The organism is uncultured Tessaracoccus sp. (assembly GCF_947286155.1).
Taxonomy (GTDB): domain Bacteria; phylum Actinomycetota; class Actinomycetes; order Propionibacteriales; family Propionibacteriaceae; genus Arachnia.
Genome location: NZ_CAMYPD010000029.1, coordinates 18392 through 34709 on the forward strand (window position 1 = coordinate 18392; position 16318 = coordinate 34709).

Annotated in this window: 10 protein-coding genes and 1 pseudogene; 7 read left to right on the forward strand and 4 right to left on the reverse strand. The window is 64.2% G+C overall.

Features of this window, described 5'->3' with window-relative positions; genetic code table 11:
- The first annotated feature begins 122 nt into the window (after positions 1–122).
- Positions 123–1601 carry a carboxyl transferase domain-containing protein gene (locus Q0X68_RS08550; protein WP_297750293.1) on the forward strand — a complete coding sequence of 493 codons (1479 nt, stop codon included), beginning with the start codon at positions 123–125 and terminating at the stop codon, positions 1599–1601.
- A gap of 18 nt (positions 1602–1619) precedes the next feature.
- Here the strand turns inward: Q0X68_RS08550 and Q0X68_RS08555 are convergent, their stop codons facing one another.
- The 3 genes and pseudogenes from Q0X68_RS08555 to Q0X68_RS08565 all read right to left on the reverse strand — a co-directional run bounded on the left by Q0X68_RS08555 (position 1620) and on the right by Q0X68_RS08565 (position 4277).
- Positions 1620–2954 carry a hypothetical protein gene (locus Q0X68_RS08555; RefSeq protein WP_297750295.1) on the reverse strand — a complete coding sequence of 445 codons (1335 nt, stop codon included), beginning with the start codon at positions 2952–2954 and terminating at the stop codon, positions 1620–1622.
- 86 nt (positions 2955–3040) lie between these two features.
- Positions 3041–3804 (reverse strand): annotated as a pseudogene (locus Q0X68_RS08560) (amino acid ABC transporter ATP-binding protein).
- Positions 3805–3809: 5 nt separating this feature from the next.
- Positions 3810–4277 (reverse strand): transporter substrate-binding domain-containing protein, encoded by a 468-nt coding sequence (locus Q0X68_RS08565; protein ID WP_297750297.1) that lies wholly within the window; start codon positions 4275–4277, stop codon positions 3810–3812.
- A gap of 436 nt (positions 4278–4713) precedes the next feature.
- Between Q0X68_RS08565 and rplJ the strand changes: the two genes are divergently transcribed.
- From rplJ to rpoC, 6 genes are all read left to right on the forward strand, one after another.
- Positions 4714–5328 carry a 50S ribosomal protein L10 gene (gene rplJ / locus Q0X68_RS08570; protein WP_297750301.1) on the forward strand — a complete coding sequence of 205 codons (615 nt, stop codon included), beginning with the start codon at positions 4714–4716 and terminating at the stop codon, positions 5326–5328.
- Positions 5329–5376: 48 nt separating this feature from the next.
- The gene (gene rplL / locus Q0X68_RS08575) at positions 5377–5775 is read left to right on the forward strand and encodes a 50S ribosomal protein L7/L12 (protein ID WP_297750303.1); all 399 of its coding nucleotides are present in this window, start codon (positions 5377–5379) and stop codon (positions 5773–5775) included.
- 263 nt (positions 5776–6038) lie between these two features.
- A complete protein-coding gene (locus Q0X68_RS08580; RefSeq protein WP_297750306.1) occupies positions 6039–6302 on the forward strand; it encodes a hypothetical protein in 264 nt (87 codons plus the stop codon).
- Positions 6303–6452: 150 nt separating this feature from the next.
- The gene (locus Q0X68_RS08585; RefSeq protein WP_297750309.1) at positions 6453–7724 is read left to right on the forward strand and encodes a hypothetical protein; all 1272 of its coding nucleotides are present in this window, start codon (positions 6453–6455) and stop codon (positions 7722–7724) included.
- A gap of 291 nt (positions 7725–8015) precedes the next feature.
- Entirely contained in the window at positions 8016–11489 is a 3474-nt protein-coding gene (locus Q0X68_RS08590; RefSeq protein ID WP_297750312.1) for a DNA-directed RNA polymerase subunit beta, read from the forward strand.
- 134 nt (positions 11490–11623) lie between these two features.
- On the forward strand, positions 11624–15574 hold the full coding sequence (rpoC, locus tag Q0X68_RS08595) for a DNA-directed RNA polymerase subunit beta' (protein ID WP_297750315.1): 3951 nt from the start codon (positions 11624–11626) through the stop codon (positions 15572–15574).
- Between the two features lie 272 nt (positions 15575–15846).
- On the opposite strand, the gene Q0X68_RS08600 is transcribed toward rpoC, so the two are convergent.
- Entirely contained in the window at positions 15847–16233 is a 387-nt protein-coding gene (locus Q0X68_RS08600) for a DUF559 domain-containing protein (protein ID WP_297750318.1), read from the reverse strand.
- Positions 16234–16318: the final 85 nt, after the last annotated feature.

Genomic DNA, 16318 nt, shown 5'->3' on the forward strand with positions numbered 1-16318 from the left:
GAACTGGGACCTCCTTCCTTCCCTCCGGTGCTGGCGGTGGTGGATTCCTGCAAGGGCAATCACGCCCTGCGTCGCAGCGATAGGCTTGCAGGACAAGCTCTACTGCCCGGAGGAGTACGACGATGTCCCTCGGCCTGGACCCGCTGATCGACTGCATCCTTGACCCCGGCTCGCGCGTGTCGTGGGACACGCCGATGTCGGATCCGCCGTGCACTGACGCCTACATCAGGTCGCTGCGTCGCGCCCGGGTGCGCACTGGCCGCGACGAGTCTGTCCTCACCTGCGAGGGCACCATCCGCGGACGCAGAGTGGCGGTGATCGGTGGCGACCCGGAGTTTCTGGGAGGATCGATCGGGGTCGCTGCGGGCGAGCGGTTGACCTGTGCAATCGAACGCGCCACGGCGGAGCGGCTGCCGATCGTCGCGCTGCCCGTGGGCGGTGGCACGCGGATGCAGGAAGGCACCGTCGCGTTCCTGCAGATGGTCAAGATCACCAGTGCAGTGATGGCGCACAAGCGCGAGCACCTGCCCTACCTTGTGTACCTGCGTGACCCCACGATGGGGGGAGTGTTCGCGTCGTGGGGCTCGCTGGGGCATGTAACCCTCGCGGAGCCGGGGGCGCTGGTTGGTTTCTTAGGGCCCAGAGTGTATGAGGCCATCTACGGGCAGCCATTCCCGGCGGGGGTGCAGCTCTCCGACAACCTGGCGGAGCGTGGGGTGATCGATCGAGTGCTGCCGCCGGAGGCGCTCGACGAAGAGTTGGCGAGGATCTTAGAGGTTGTCTGCAGCCGCCCCACCGGCTACGAGCAGCACGAATCGCAGGCTCCCGAGCGGCTGCGCGACTGGGACGCCTGGGATTCGATCATCCGCACCCGCCGTGACGACAGGCCCGGCCTGCGCGACCTGCTGGAGGTGGCAGCCCAGGACGTGACGATGCTCAACGGTACCGGCGACGGCGAGACGCATCCCGGACAGGTGCTGGCACTGGCCCGGTGGGGCAACGCGCCGAGTGTGGTCGTCGGGCAGGACCGCAGCGATCAGGGCCGACCCCTGGATCCAGCGGCGCTGCGCGAAGTGCGGCGCGGAATCCGGCTTGCGAAGGAGCTCGACCTCCCGCTGGTGAGCGTCATTGACACCCCCGGTGCGGCGCTGTCGAAGGAGGCGGAGGAGCGTGGCCTGGCGTCGGAGATCGCGCGGACGTTGAGCGAGCTGCTGTCGCTGCGCACACCGACGGTGTCCCTCCTGCTCGGTCAGGGCACGGGCGGGATAGCGCTGGCGTTGGCGCCGGCCGACCGTGTGGTGTGCAGTGAGCACGCCTGGCTCTCCCCGCTTCCGCCGGAAGGAGCATCGGCGATTGTCCACCGTGACACCACCCACGCCGCCGACCTGGCGCGTGCGCAGGGGGTCAGGTCGGCGGACCTGATGGCGGCGGGCATCGTCGACAGGATCGTGCCCGAGCCAGACGATCTCGTGGCGGGGAAGCAAGAGTTCTGCGCCGAACTAGGCAGGGTGCTCCATGACGCGGTCTTGCGGGTTATCGCGATGCCAGCCGATCGCAGGCTGCAGGCGCGCAGGGAACGGTTCCGGACACTCGGCTGGTGAGGCCGGGTCGGCGCGGCCTCAGGTCAGAGCCTCGACGAGCCCCCACACCTTCTCCAGTTGTGTGCGGAACTCGTCCCCGTCGAGGCCTTGGATACTGCGGCTGCGCGTCGCGAGATGCGCGTGGAAGCGTTGGTCTCCCTGGTCCTCGCGCAGCGCGTCAGCCACCTCGGGCCGGAGCCGGTCGGTGCCTTCGTCGAACCTGCTCCCTGCGCGGCGCTGCCAACCTTCGAGCAGGTCGACGCGAGTGGCGGTGAGGTCGGAGAGGCGTGCGGCGAACTCTCCGAGCGCGTGGGTTCTGTCGACAACCTCGCCCACGCAGCGCAGGATCGTCGGGATGGTCTGGTCAATCGTGGTGAGCAGCAGCCGCATGGCGCGTCGGGTGGGCATGGGGTCGAGGGCTTCTTCGCAGAGTTCGACGGCGGCGTAGGTGAGGGCCTCGCTGTGCAGGACCGCGAGCGCGAGCTGCCACTGGGCGTCGTCGAGTGGTGCGACGAGCGTGCGGGCGGTGGCGCAGTACTCGTCGGTGACGGTGCGCTGTTCGTGTGCACTGCCGATCCACTGGCGCACGGAGAAGGCCTGCTGGCCGATGCCATTGTGGATGAGGATGTGGTCGAAGGCCTGTGCCTGTGCGCCTGCAGAGTTGGCGATCACGTCCAACCGGTGCCCGGCACCGGCGAGGGAGGAAGTAAGGCTGTGCAGCCCGTCGAGCTGGGGGAGCCAACGCTGGAGGAGAGTGTCGAGCCAGCGGATCTCGGCGAGGAGTAGCCGGTGATAGCCGTCGTTGCTGGAGGGCCACTGGCGGCTGCTGCGCAGCTGCGCCCGATGACGAACCTCGGCCGGGAGCGCGGTGCGGGTGAAACTCTGGAGCCCGCCGTGCCCGGATTGCTGCAACAGCGCCTCGAACTGCGCCTGACCTGCGCGGGCGACGACGTCTTCGGCGGCACCAGAGCCGCGGAAGACATCCTCAATGGAGTTGACGCCTACGCAGCATTGATCGAAGCGTTGAAGTTCTGCTTCGACGCCGGGACGCACCTGTAGCGCCAGTCGCCCGTCCTCCTGTGGCGTGATTACGGTGAACGTGCGGACGCTACGCCCGAGGTCATCGCTCTGATCGAGATAGCCGCACACAACCTGACCCTCGGTGAGTGCGTCGTGCATGGCGAGCGCAACACCGGCAGGAACGAAGGGGCGGCGCATGATCTCGGATGTGGTGCCGAGGAGCCTCTTGCGGGGGACACCGGTCAGGGCAGCGAAGGCGGCGTTCGTCTCGGAGATGAGTCCACCGGCGTTGGTGGCGGAGAAGAGGATCTCATGGATCCCCACCTCGTGGGCAGCTCCCGACGGGTTTGACACTGGTCCTCCTCGATGCGACGTCTACAGGCTAACCTAGTGCCTCCACGGTGCAGGATGAAGCCTATTGTCAGATCATGAGTGTAGGGTCAGAACACCTGCGCGAAAAAATCCTTCGTCCGCTGCTGCTGCGGGTTATCGATCACCTGCAGCGCGGCGCCACACTCGACGATCTCGCCGTCGTCCATGAACACCACATGGTCAGCCACTTCGCGCGCGAAACCCACCTCGTGGGTGACCACCAGCATCGTCATGCCGGTGGCGGCGAGCTCCTGCATAACGCCCAGTACTTCCCCGACAAGCTCCGGGTCAAGGGCGGAAGTGGGCTGGTCGAAGAGCATGAGCTGCGGGTCATCGCCAGTGCGCGGGCGATGGCGACGCGCTGCTGCTGGCCGCAGGAGAGCTGACCGGGGTAATGGTCCACGCGCTCACCCAAACTGCTTCATCTGAGCTCTTTCTCTACACGATCCCGCACCTCGGCCTTGGAGAGCCCGAGCACCTGCACGGGCGCCTCCATCACGTTGTGCAAGGCGGTCATGTGCGGAAACAGATTGAAGCGCTGGAAGACCATCCCGATCTTGGCGCGGTGGCGGGCGATATCCTTACTCGAACGACGATGCAGCACGCTCCTGCCTCGGCTAATGACCCCCTTCATGCCCATGAGCTCACCGTCGACGCGAATGCGTCCGGCCGAGATCTGTTCGAGCTCATTGACGCAGCGCAGCAGCGTCGACTTTCCGGAGCCCGATGGGCCGAGCAGCACGCACGCCTCACTCGCTGCCACGGTGAGGTCGACGCCCTTGAGGACGTGGAGGTCGCCGAAGAACTTGTGTACTCCCGTGGCTTCGATCATCGCGGTCATGGCGTCACATCCAGGAAGAGATCGTCGCTGGTGGTGCGGGCGGCGAGCGCCGACCGCTGCCTGGTGCTCATCCGCTTCAGACGGTCAGGGCCGAAGCCCATCGGGTTGCCGGTTTTGGCCGCAAACGAGGAGCCAACCTCGGAGATGCTGATCATCGTGTGGTCGGCCGTGCGTTCGTCGGTGATGGTGAATGCGGAGATGCCGAGGTCGTACTTCGAGCCGATGCCAGGCAGCAGGGAGGCGAACTCGCCGGGACTCACCTCCGTCTCGACGCCGAGAACCTCACCCAAGGCTTTGCCGAGGTCAATCTTGTCGACCTTCTTCACGCCGGACACGTCGTAGGTGCGATCGTTGCCTGCCGGCTTGGCGGCATCACCACCACTGCCCGGCTGGCCCTGTGAGCCACCGCCGCAGGCGGTGAGGATGAGTGCGGCGCACACGCCGCCGATGATGAACTTTCGCATGTTGAGTCTCCTTCAGCCCGTCCTGAGGAAAAGCAATGCAGAAAGAGGAATAATTACCAATCGGGCGTCTGCGTGCTCGTCGGGGGTGTATGGAAAGTTGACCGTTATCCTCCATGTGCAGCAGATAAGTGGCGCACAAGGGGGGGAATGAGCTGCACGTGGAGGATAACGGTCAACTCTCTGGGTGAGAATACGATGTGGCGGGTGCGCGACGAGTGCTGATTTGGTGCTCGGCGTGCGCGTGCGTATAGTTACTCGAGCCGAAGACCGCAGGTGGATTATCCATAACGCCCGTTGGGCACCCGCGCAGGTGACCGTGAGAGCACTGCTATGCAGTGTTGCCCCGCGCCACCGGCCGGGGCTTTTTTGTTGTGGGTCACCTGCGTTCGGTGCCGAAGCCGCAAGCTTCGGCGATGATGAACCGGAAGGAGACCCAATGGCAAGGCCGGACAAGGTTGCCAAGGTGCAGGAGCTCGTTGCTCGTTTCAACGACTCCGACGCCGTTGTGCTGACCGAGTACCGCGGCCTCACCGTGAAGGAGCTGCAGGATCTGCGTCGCTCCTTTGGTGGGGACGCCACCTATGCCGTTGCGAAGAACACCCTGACGAAGATCGCAGCCAAGGAAGCTGGCATCGAAGGCATCGAGGACACCCTCAATGGCCCCACCGCCCTCGCTTTCATCACTGGCGACGTCGCTTCCGTCACCAAGGGCCTCAAGAACTTCGCAAAGGAAAATCCGTCTCTGGCCATCAAGGGCGGCGTCATGGACGGCAAATTCCTCGACGCCAAGGCTGTGCTCAAGCTGGCAGACCTCGAATCCCGCGAGGTGCTGCTCGGCAAGCTGGCGGGTGGTCTCAAGGCCAACCTGTCCAAGGCTGCGTACGCCTTCGCCGCTCCCGCCTCCAAGCTCGCCCGCGTTGTGGGCGCGCTGGAGTCGAAGGCGAAGGACAACCCTGAACTCATCGGCGGCGCTGGCGAGAAGCCTGCCGCCGAGGCCACTGAGACCTCCGCCGCGGAAGCGGCAACCGAAGCAGCAGAAGCTGCGGAATGATCCGTTGCAGCCGCTGCTGCTGCGACCAAACTGAAAGGAACGCCAACCATGGCGAAGCTCACCAACGAAGAGCTCCTTGATGCCTTCAAGGAGATGACCCTCATCGAACTCTCCGAGTTCGTGAAGCTGTTCGAAGAGACCTTCGACGTTACCGCTGCCGCTCCGGTGGCCGTCGCGGCCGCTGCCGCTCCTGCCGCTGGTGGGGGCGAGGGCGACGACGCCGCTGACGCTGGCGACGACAAGGTCGACGTCATCCTCACCGACGGCGGCTCCAAGAAGATCGCCGTCATTAAGGAAGTCCGTGCGCTCACCTCGCTCGGCCTCAAGGACGCCAAGGACCTCGTCGAGGGCGCTCCGAAGCCTGTCCTCGAGCAGGTCGACAAGGAAACCGCTACCAAGGCGAAGGAAGCCCTCGAGGCTGCCGGCGGTTCCGTCGAGCTCAAGTGATTCGAGCGCTTCGGCGCATCACTACCGCACGTGGCCCGTTCCCACTAGGGGAGCGGGCCACGTTCTTGTTCCGTAGCGCCACGGCATGACCGGCGCATACGCTGAGTGCGCTCGATGTTCTATGAACGCTTGAGGTGGCGCGTTCTGTGTTCGAGAATGAGAGTAGTGAAGCCCTGCTCAGAGGGACACTCAAAGGAGAGAAGCGATGCGAGGGTTGTCTAGTCTGTACCCAGTTGCGGCGTCCAGAGGAAGAGGTGTTTGACATGGACGTTCTCGTTGTACTCGCAGTGATATGTGTAGCCGGACTCATCATCGTCGATTCTGGTGAACGGCGGGTCATCTTGCTGCAAGTTGGTCTGTTGTTGGGGGCCGTACTTCCGGCGCTGCTTGCATGGTTGCAAGGGCGTTCAGCCGGTACGGCTGAAGGTATGCTCGCATCGGCAGCACTGCTCGGATTTGCGGGACAGATGCTCCGGCTTGCCCTGCGCCGCTCAGTCGGGCAGAGGGCCTACGGAGCCGATGCGTAGGCATGTTGCACGGGAGAGTGTCGAGCTGAAGTGATTCGAGCGCTTCGGCGCATCGCTCAATGACGAAGGCCCGTTCCCCTAGGGGGCGGGCCTTCGTCGTCTTCGCTGAACCCTGCGTTGTTACTCTCGAAGAATGGGAGAGGGAATGAAATGCGTCGACTCGCCGCGTTAGCCGCTGCTGCAGTTTTGGCCCTGGCCGCCTGCACGGAGCCCACCGAAGGGCCGGCCGAACAGCCCACCCACGAGGCTTCCGGGCGCTGGGAGGAGTGGTTCGGCGACCAGCCCGGCATCACATTCCTCGACGAGGAACCTCGGCTTTCTGGGCACAGCGGCCCGCAAGTCGTGGTTCGGGCGAACGACGCGCAGGCCGTCGAGTCGCTCGTCGAGGCACTCGAACAGTTGCCCGACGAAGGGCTCGCCGTGACCATCGTCGTCGACATCGACGGCGCCCGCTCCGAACTGCGCTACCTTCCCCACCACACGCCGGCCGAGTCAGTTGCGGCGCTGCTCGCACCCATGCCTAAAGGTGTGCGGCTCCGAGCCGTGGGTTACCCGACAGAGCACTGGATGGTTGATGAGGGCCTTCTCCCAACGGAGGCGGCGCTCGACATCCGGTACTTCGCCGACGACATCCTTCCCGTCGCCCTCGAGCTCACCGCGCCTGACGACCACACGGTGTCGGTGTCCGACGGCGACTTCGGCGACAGCGGCGATGAGGTGCAACAGCTCGGCGGCAACGTCGAGGAACGCCACTGGGCAACCACGTTTCCCGAGTTCCGTGCCCTCGCAGAGGGGCTCGACGCCGCGATGTCCTTGGATTCGCCGCCCGCTGCGGTCGGCTACGACGTCATCCGCTTCCAGCACCGCGCGTCCGCGATCACCGCGGCCCAGCAGCTGGGGGACACCCCGTTGACCATCTCGACGATGCGCGGCGATCACTCCTTGTATCTCCGCTCGCCACAACGATGGCCCGCGGCTGCGCCCACCCGTGACGAGGTGATCGCCTTCGCGAGCGAGCATGAGGAGGTCCGGGTTGGCACGATCGACGGAGTAAGACTCAAGTACACGGATCCCGATGCCTGCGCAGGGTTCCTCCACGATGTCCCCGACTGGGATGGCGCCATCGAGTTGGACTGCCCGACCCAAAGCGGTGGCTTCATCCTCGTTCGGGCATCGATGGCTGCACTGCCCCAGCTGTTTGAGGACCTCCAGCCGGTTGCCGGAGACAGCGGGGGAGGAGTTCACTGGTACCCGGACTCCAAGGAGGGCTCGCTCTGGGAAGGGGGAGCTCTCGTCGCAGATCCGGGCCTTCCGAGCGCTCGGCTGGAGCGGAGAGGCTCAACTATCGCTTACCGGGGCATCGACCGAGCCCGACAACCGCTGGGGCGCCAACGTCGGTTTCCGTTCCACGTCGACGGGTAAGACGACTGGCGTCGACGGCTCCACCGCCGGCCAGCGTGGCGAGCTCCTCAAGGCCTGGGACGCGACGGCCACCTCCTGATCGCGTGTCGGCCATGGCGGATCCTGGCCTTCGTGGGTTACACTCGTTGTTGCGACACGGTGGTCGTCGTGGAAGATCGGATTCGTCTTGCCGTCTCCGACATTCTTGCGTATAGTGGTTGTTTGCCCCTGTGTGCTTTTGTGCCCGAACTTGACACGGGCGCTTTAGCTTGCGGAAAAACCGCCACCAAGCGTTCTTGGAAGGACCGAATCTTGGCCACCTCGCGCTCCGCGTTGTTCAACACCAATGTCATCTCGCCCAGTGGTCGAATCTCGTTCGCGAAGATTTCCGAGCCTCTTGAGGTCCCCAACCTTCTCGACCTGCAGATCGACTCCTACAACTGGCTGATCGGTAGTGATACCTGGCAACGGTCCGTCGAAGAACGGCTCGCCGCCGGTCGTACCGACGTGAACACCCGATCCGGCCTCGAAGAGATCTTTGAAGAGATTTCCCCCATCGAGGATTACAACGAGCAGATGTCGCTGTCGTTCCGTGATCACCGTTTCGAGGCGCCGAAGTACAGTGTCGAAGAGTGCAAGGATCGCGACGTCACCTACGCAGCGCCGCTGTTCGTCACCGCCGAGTTCATCAACAATGAGACGGGCGAGATCAAGTCGCAGACCGTCTTCATCGGCGATTTCCCGCTGATGACCGACAAGGGCACGTTCATCGTCAACGGCACCGAGCGCGTCGTCGTGTCGCAGCTCGTGCGTTCCCCGGGCGTGTACTTCGAGCAGCTCCCCGACAAGACCTCCGACAAGGACATCTTCTCGACGAAGGTCATCCCGTCGCGTGGTGCCTGGCTTGAGTTCGAGATCGACAAGCGCGACCTCGTCTCGGTTCGCCTCGACCGCAAGCGCAAGCAGAACGTCACGGTGCTGCTGAAGGCGCTCGGTTGGAGCGAAGAGAAGATCCTCGAAGAGTTCGGCGACTTCGAATCTATCCGCCAGACGCTGGAGAAGGACACCGTCTCCACGCAGGACGAGGCGCTGCTGGATATCTACCGCAAGCTGCGTCCGGGCGAGCCGCCGTCGCGGGAGAGCGCGCAGCAGCTGTTGGAGAACTACTACTTCAACCCCAAGCGTTACGATCTGGCCAAGGTTGGCCGCTACAAGATCAACAAGAAGCTCGGCTTGGATCTCCCGTTCGATCAGCAGGTGCTGACGATGGAAGACATCACCGCTGCCATCAAGTACGTCTGCGCGCTGCATGACCACCGCGAAGAAATCGACGGCAACCCCGTCGAGGCCGACGACATCGACCACTTCGGCAACCGTCGTCTCCGCACCGTCGGTGAGCTCATCCAGAACCAGCTGCGCACCGGTCTTGGCCGCATGGAGCGCGTCGTGCGCGACCGCATGACGACGCAAGATATCGAGGCCATCACTCCGCAGACGCTTATCAACATCCGTCCCGTGACGGCTGCGCTGAAGGAGTTCTTCGGCACCTCGCAGCTGTCGCAGTTCATGGACCAGAACAACCCGCTCGCGGGGCTCACCCATAAGCGTCGTCTGTCCGCGCTCGGCCCCGGCGGTCTCTCGCGTGACCGCGCCGGTATGGAAGTGCGCGACGTGCACCCGTCGCACTACGGCCGCATGTGCCCGATTGAGACCCCGGAAGGTCCGAACATCGGCCTGATCGGCTCGCTCGCCTCATTCGCTCGCGTCAACGCGTTCGGGTTCATCGAAACCCCGTACCGCAAGGTCGAAAACGGCAAGCTCACCGACCAGATCGACTACCTCACCGCTGATGAGGAAGACCGCTACGCCATCGCGCAGGCCAACGCCAACGTCGACTCCGAGGGTAACCTCGTTGACGAGCGCGTCATGGTGCGCCTGAAGCGCGGCGACGTCGACCAGGTGCCGCGCGCCGAGGTCGAATACATGGACGTCTCGCCGCGCCAGATGGTGTCCATCGCCACCGCGCTCATCCCGTTCCTGGAGCACGACGACGCATCCCGCGCGCTCATGGGTGCCAACATGCAGCGGCAGGCAGTTCCTCTGATCCGTAACGAGGCTCCCTTCGTCGGCACGGGCATGGAATACCGCGCCGCGGTGGACGTCGGCGACGTGACGCTGGCGAAGAATGCCGGTGCGGTCACCTCGGTCACCGCCGACATCATCGAGGTCATGAACGACGACGGTACGTACTCCAACTACCGTCTGGAGAAGTTCGTTCGCTCGAACGCCGGCACCTGCATCAACCAGCGTCCGCTGGTGAAACCAGGCGACCGCGTCGAGGTGGGAACCCCGATCGCCGACGGTCCCTGTACTGACCAGGGCGAACTGGCGCTGGGCAAGAACCTGCTCGTCGCGTTCATGCCGTGGGAGGGCCTCAACTACGAGGACGCCATCATCCTTTCCCAGCGCATCGTGCAGGAAGACGTGCTGACCTCGATCCACATCGAGGAGCACGAAATCGACGCTCGCGACACCAAGCTGGGCGCGGAAGAGATCACGCGTGACATCCCCAACGTCTCCGACGAGATGCTTGCGGATCTCGACGAGCGCGGCATCGTGCGCATCGGTGCCGAAGTCGCTGCGGGCGACATCCTCGTCGGCAAGGTCACCCCGAAGGGTGAAACCGAGCTCACTCCTGAAGAGCGCCTGCTGCGCGCCATCTTCGGCGAGAAGGCTCGCGAGGTGCGCGACACCTCCCTCAAGGTGCCGCACGGTGAAGAGGGCACGGTCATCGGCGTGCGCGTCTTCGATGCGGAGGAGGGCGACGAGCTGCCGCCTGGCGTGAACCAGCTTGTTCGCGTGCACGTCGCGCAGAAGCGCAAGATCTCCGACGGCGACAAGCTCGCCGGCCGCCACGGTAACAAGGGCGTCATCTCGAAGATCCTCCCCGTCGAGGATATGCCGTTCCTCGAGGACGGCACCCCCGTCGACATCATCCTCAACCCGCTCGGTGTGCCGTCGCGAATGAACGTCGGCCAGGTGCTCGAAAACCACCTCGGCTGGCTCGCGAAGACGGGCTGGGACGTCACGGACGTGAAGGAAGAGTGGGCTGAGCGCCTCACTGAGGTCGGCATCGGCCGCGTCGAGGGTGACTCCCGCGTCGCGACGCCGGTGTTCGACGGTGCCGAGGAGAACGAGATCACCGGCCTGCTCGAGCACACCCTCACCACGCGTGACGGGCAGCGTTTGATCGACGGCACCGGCAAGGCGCGCCTCTTCGACGGTCGTTCAGGCGAGCCCTACCCGGAGAAGATCGGCGTTGGCTACATGTACATGCTGAAGCTGCACCACCTCGTCGACGACAAGATCCACGCCCGCTCCACCGGCCCGTACTCCATGATTACCCAGCAGCCGCTGGGTGGTAAGGCACAGTTCGGTGGCCAGCGCTTCGGTGAGATGGAGGTGTGGGCAATGCAGGCATACGGTGCCGCCTACACCCTGCAGGAGCTCCTGACCATCAAGTCCGACGACGTGGTTGGTCGTGTGAAGGTGTACGAGGCGATCGTGAAGGGCGAGAACATTCCGGATCCTGGTATCCCGGAGTCCTTCAAGGTCCTTCTGAAGGAGCTGCAGTCGCTGTGCCTGAACGTTGAGGTTCTGGCCGCCGACGGCACCCCGATGGAGCTGTCCTCCGACGATGACGATGAACTGGAGAACGCTAACGCGGCTCTGGGCATCAACCTGTCCCGTGACGAGCGTCCGGATGCTGACATGGACGTCAGCTAGGGCGTTGACGACCCTAAACATCTGACTTTCGTACATTCGCCGTATTTTCGGCGCCTGAGCCCGACAAACAACACAGCTTCAGGCGCCGTAACTACCCAAAGCCCTCCGGAAAGAGGAGGGGAAAGGAAGTCCACGTGCTGGACGTCAACTTTTTCGATGAGCTTCGCATCGGCCTAGCGACTGCGGACGACATTCGTCGCTGGTCCCGTGGCGAGGTCAAGAAGCCTGAAACCATTAACTACCGCACCCTGAAGCCGGAGAAGGACGGCCTGTTCTGCGAGCGCATTTTCGGCCCCACCCGCGACTGGGAGTGTGGCTGTGGCAAGTACAAGCGCGTGCGCTACAAGGGCATCATCTGTGAGCGCTGTGGCGTTGAGGTGACCAAGTCCAAGGTTCGCCGTGAGCGCATGGGCCACATCGAGCTGGCCGCGCCCGTCACCCACATCTGGTACTTCAAGGGCGTGCCGAGCCGTCTGGGCTACCTGCTCGATATCGCGCCGAAGGACCTCGAGAAGGTCATCTACTTCGCCGCGCACATGATCACCTCCGTCGACGAGGAGGCTCGCCACCGCGACCTCTCGTCGCTGCAGGCCAAGGTCGAGGTCGAAACCAAGCAGGTCGCCCAGCGTCGCGATGCCGATATTGAAGCGCGCATGACCAAGCTGGAAGAAGACCTCGCGCAGCTTGAGAGCGAAGGCGCCGAGGCGTCGGCGATCAAGAAGACCCGCGACATGGGCGAGAAGGAGTGCGAACAGATCCGCAAGCGCGCTCAGCGTCAGCTGGATCGCATCGACGAGGTATGGCAGCGTTTCAAGACCCTCAAGGTGCAAGACCTCGAGGGCGACGAGACGCTCTACCGCGAGATGAAGAAGCGTTTCGGCCGCTACTTCGAGGGCTACATGGGCGCCGAGGCGGTGCAGAAGCGCCTCGAGTCGTTCGACTTGAAGGCTGAGGAAGAGAGCCTCCGCGAGATCATCGCGACGGCGAAGGGCCAGCGCAAGACCCGCGCGCTCAAGCGTCTGAAGGTCGTCGGTGCGTTTATCGCCGGCCAGCACGCGCCGAGCTCGATGGTGCTCGACTGCGTGCCGGTGATTCCCCCGGACCTGCGCCCCATGGTGCAGCTCGACGGTGGTCGCTTCGCCACGTCGGATCTGAACGACCTCTACCGTCGCGTCATCAACCGCAACAACCGGTTGAAGCGCCTGCTCGACCTGGGTGCGCCCGAGATCATCGTGAACAACGAAAAGCGCATGCTCCAGGAAGCCGTCGATTCGCTCTTCGACAACGGTCGACGCGGCCGTCCTGTCACGGGCCCCGGCAACCGTCCGCTAAAGTCGATCTCCGACATGCTGAAGGGCAAGCAGGGCCGCTTCCGCCAGAACCTGCTCGGTAAGCGCGTTGACTACTCCGGCCGTTCAGTGATCGTCGTTGGTCCGCAGCTCAAGCTGCACCAGTGTGGTCTGCCGAAGGCCATGGCGCTCGAGCTGTTCAAGCCGTTCGTGATGAAGCGTCTCGACGACCTGAACCACGCGCAGAACATCAAGGCCGCCAAGCGCATGGTGGAGCGTCACCGTCCCGTCGTGTGGGACGTGCTCGAAGAAGTCATCGCCGAGCACCCTGTGATGCTGAACCGTGCACCTACGCTGCACCGTCTGGGCATCCAGGCGTTCGAGCCGCAGCTCATTGAGGGTAAGGCCATTCAGCTGCACCCGCTCGTGTGTGCCGCGTTCAACGCTGACTTCGACGGCGACCAGATGGCTGTGCACCTGCCGCTGTCCGCCGAAGCGCAGGCTGAGGCGCGCGTGCTGATGCTCTCGACGAACAACATTCTGAAGCCGGCGGATGGTCGCCCGGTGACGGTGCCGTCGCACGAGATGATCATCGGCGCCTACTGGCTGACCATGGAACGTCCGGAGCTCGAAGGCGCCGGACAGGCATTCAGCTCAGTGGCCGAGGCCATCATGGCGTACGACGCAGGTGACCTGAAGGTCGGCGCCCCCATCAAACTGCGCCTGCGCGACGTCATTCCTCCCACTGAGTACGCCGACAAGGTGCGCGCCGATGGGTCCGTCGTCATCGACACCACACTCGGCCGCGCGTTGTTCAACGAGGTGCTGCCCGACGACTTCCCGTACGTCAACGAGCACATCGGCAAGAAGGGCATTGGCAAGATCGTCAACGATCTGGCTGAGCGCTACCCGACGCCAGTGGCTGTGCAGACGCTCGACGCCCTGAAGGATCTGGGCTTCTACTGGGGCACTCGTTCCGGTGTGACCGTCTCGATTCACGATGTTCAGACGCCGGCCGACAAGGCTGACATCCTCGCTGCCTACGACAAGCGTGCATCGAAGATCGACCGCCTCTACGAGCGCGGCTCTGTGACGGAAGACGAGCGTCGTCAGGAGCTCATCTCCATCTGGACCGACGCGACGGCAGAGCTCACGGAAGCGATGCGCAAGAACTTCACGCGCACCAACCCGATCTTCATGATGGTCGACTCGGGTGCACGAGGAAACATGACCCAGATGCGTCAGATCGCCGCTATGCGTGGCCTCGTGGCAAACCCGAGGGGCGACATCATCGCTCGCCCCATTAAGTCGAACTTCCGCGAAGGTCTGTCTGTGCTGGAGTACTTCATCTCCACCCACGGTGGACGTAAGGGCCAGGCTGACACCGCGCTGCGTACCGCAGAGTCGGGTTACCTCACCCGTCGTCTCGTTGACGTTTCTCAGGACGTCATCATCCGCGAGGAAGACTGCGGCACGTCGCGCGGCTTGGTGAAGCCGATCGCTCAGTGGACTAAGCCTGGTGTCGACGAGGCCGGCAAGGCTATTGCTGTGCCGGCGGAGCCCTTCGAAGAGGGCGCTGCCGTCGAGACGAGCCCGAATGTCGAGACCGCCGTCTACGCCCGCTGCCTGGCTGCCGACGTCACGAACCCCGATGGGGAAGTGCTGCTGGAGGCCGGAACTGACCTGGGTGACGCCAACATCCATGATCTGGTGAAGGCCGGCGTGACCGAGGTGAAGGTCCGCTCCGTGCTCACCTGTGAGTCCGCCCTCGGCGCTTGCGCGATGTGTTACGGTCGCTCGCTGGCTTCCGGCAAGGTGGTCGACGTGGGTGAGGCCGTCGGTATCGTCGCTGCTCAGTCGATTGGCGAGCCCGGCACCCAGCTCACGATGCGTACCTTCCACACCGGTGGTGTGGCTGGCGACGACATCACGCAGGGTCTGCCGCGTGTGCAGGAGCTGTTCGAGGCGCGTCAGCCGAAGGGTAAGGCGCCGATCGCAGAAGCAGACGGCACCGTCCGCATCGAGGACGGCGACCGCAACCGCAAGATCATCATCGTTCGCGATGATGGCGGGGAAGACCTCGAGTACCCCATCGCCCGTCGTACGCGTCTCGAGTTCGAAGATAGCAACGGCCAGCGCATTCGCATTGCCGACGGCGTGCATGTCTCCATCGGCCAGCAGCTCACTGCCGGCCAGGTTGACCCGCACGACGTGCTCCGCATCCGCGGTCTGCGCAAGGTGCAGGAGTACCTCGTCGACGGTGTGCAGAAGGTGTACGCCACGCAGGGCGCTCCCATCCACGACAAGCACATCGAGATCATCATCCGCCAGATGCTGCGTCGGGTGACCGTGATCGAGTCGGGTGACACCGACATGATGCCTGGCGAGCTCGTCGACCGTTCGGTGTACGAGGCCTCCAACCGGAAGGCTGTCACCGAGGGTGGCCGCCCCGCCGAGGGCCGTCCGGTGCTCATGGGCATCACGAAGGCGTCGCTGGCTACGGATTCGTGGCTGTCCGCCGCGTCCTTCCAGGAGACGACGAAGGTGCTCACCGACGCCGCGATCCAGGGCAAGAGCGACTCGCTCGTCGGCCTCAAGGAGAACGTCATCCTCGGTAAGCTCATCCCAGCTGGTACTGGTCTCGACCGCTACCGCAACATCCGGGTGGAGCCGACGGAAGAGGCCCGTGCGCAGGCCTACACGATGACCTACGATCCCTACGACTACTCGTTCGGATCCGACGGCTCGGGCGCTTCTGTCCCGTTGGATGAGCTGGACTTCGGCGAGATCCGCTGAGTTCCTCGAACTAGTTGAGTCCTTCGGCTCCTTAAGACGCGAGCGGGCGTCGGGCTGCGGCCCGGCGCCCGTCGGCGTTTTCACGGGTAGGTTGCTCGCCCACCCGGCGCGGGCTCCGTCGGGCATAGTTGCCCCGCCAGACACCTACAACCTGTGCGGCAACAGAGCGGATTATGTGTCACCTGCCTCCCGACGGCGCCTCGTCGCGGCTAGGCAGGTGACACTTGTGCCGGGACAGAGCCGCACAGGTTGCTGGTGCCTTGTGCGAGGCCTCAGCGCTTGGGGCAGCGAGGACAGTGACGGACGTCGCCCCTCCAGCCCTTCGAGCGCAAGACTTCGACGATCTCGCGCGCGACGGCGCAGGGGTCTCCGACGACCTCCTGCCAGCCGTAGCGCAGGGTGGTGTAGCCCAAGTGCGCGTTTCGATTGTCACGCCGACGGTCGCGAAAGGCATGCCGCCCGTCGTGGCCGAGGTGCCCGTCGAGCTCGATGAGCGTGCCGTAATCCTCCAGGCCGATGTCGGTGTACTGCCCAGGCGCGACGGTCACCTGCCTGGCGAGGCCGTCGAGCCCGTGAGCGCATTCCACAAACGTTCGAAACCGTTCCTCGAGGTGACTGTGGATGCCGTCGGCAACGTCGCCGAGTACCTCCAAGATCATCTTCCGTCCGGGTAGGTTCATCCGCCCCGCGGCGAGGGCTGTCTCTTATACACATCTGACGCTGCCGACGACTCCTTACGTGTAG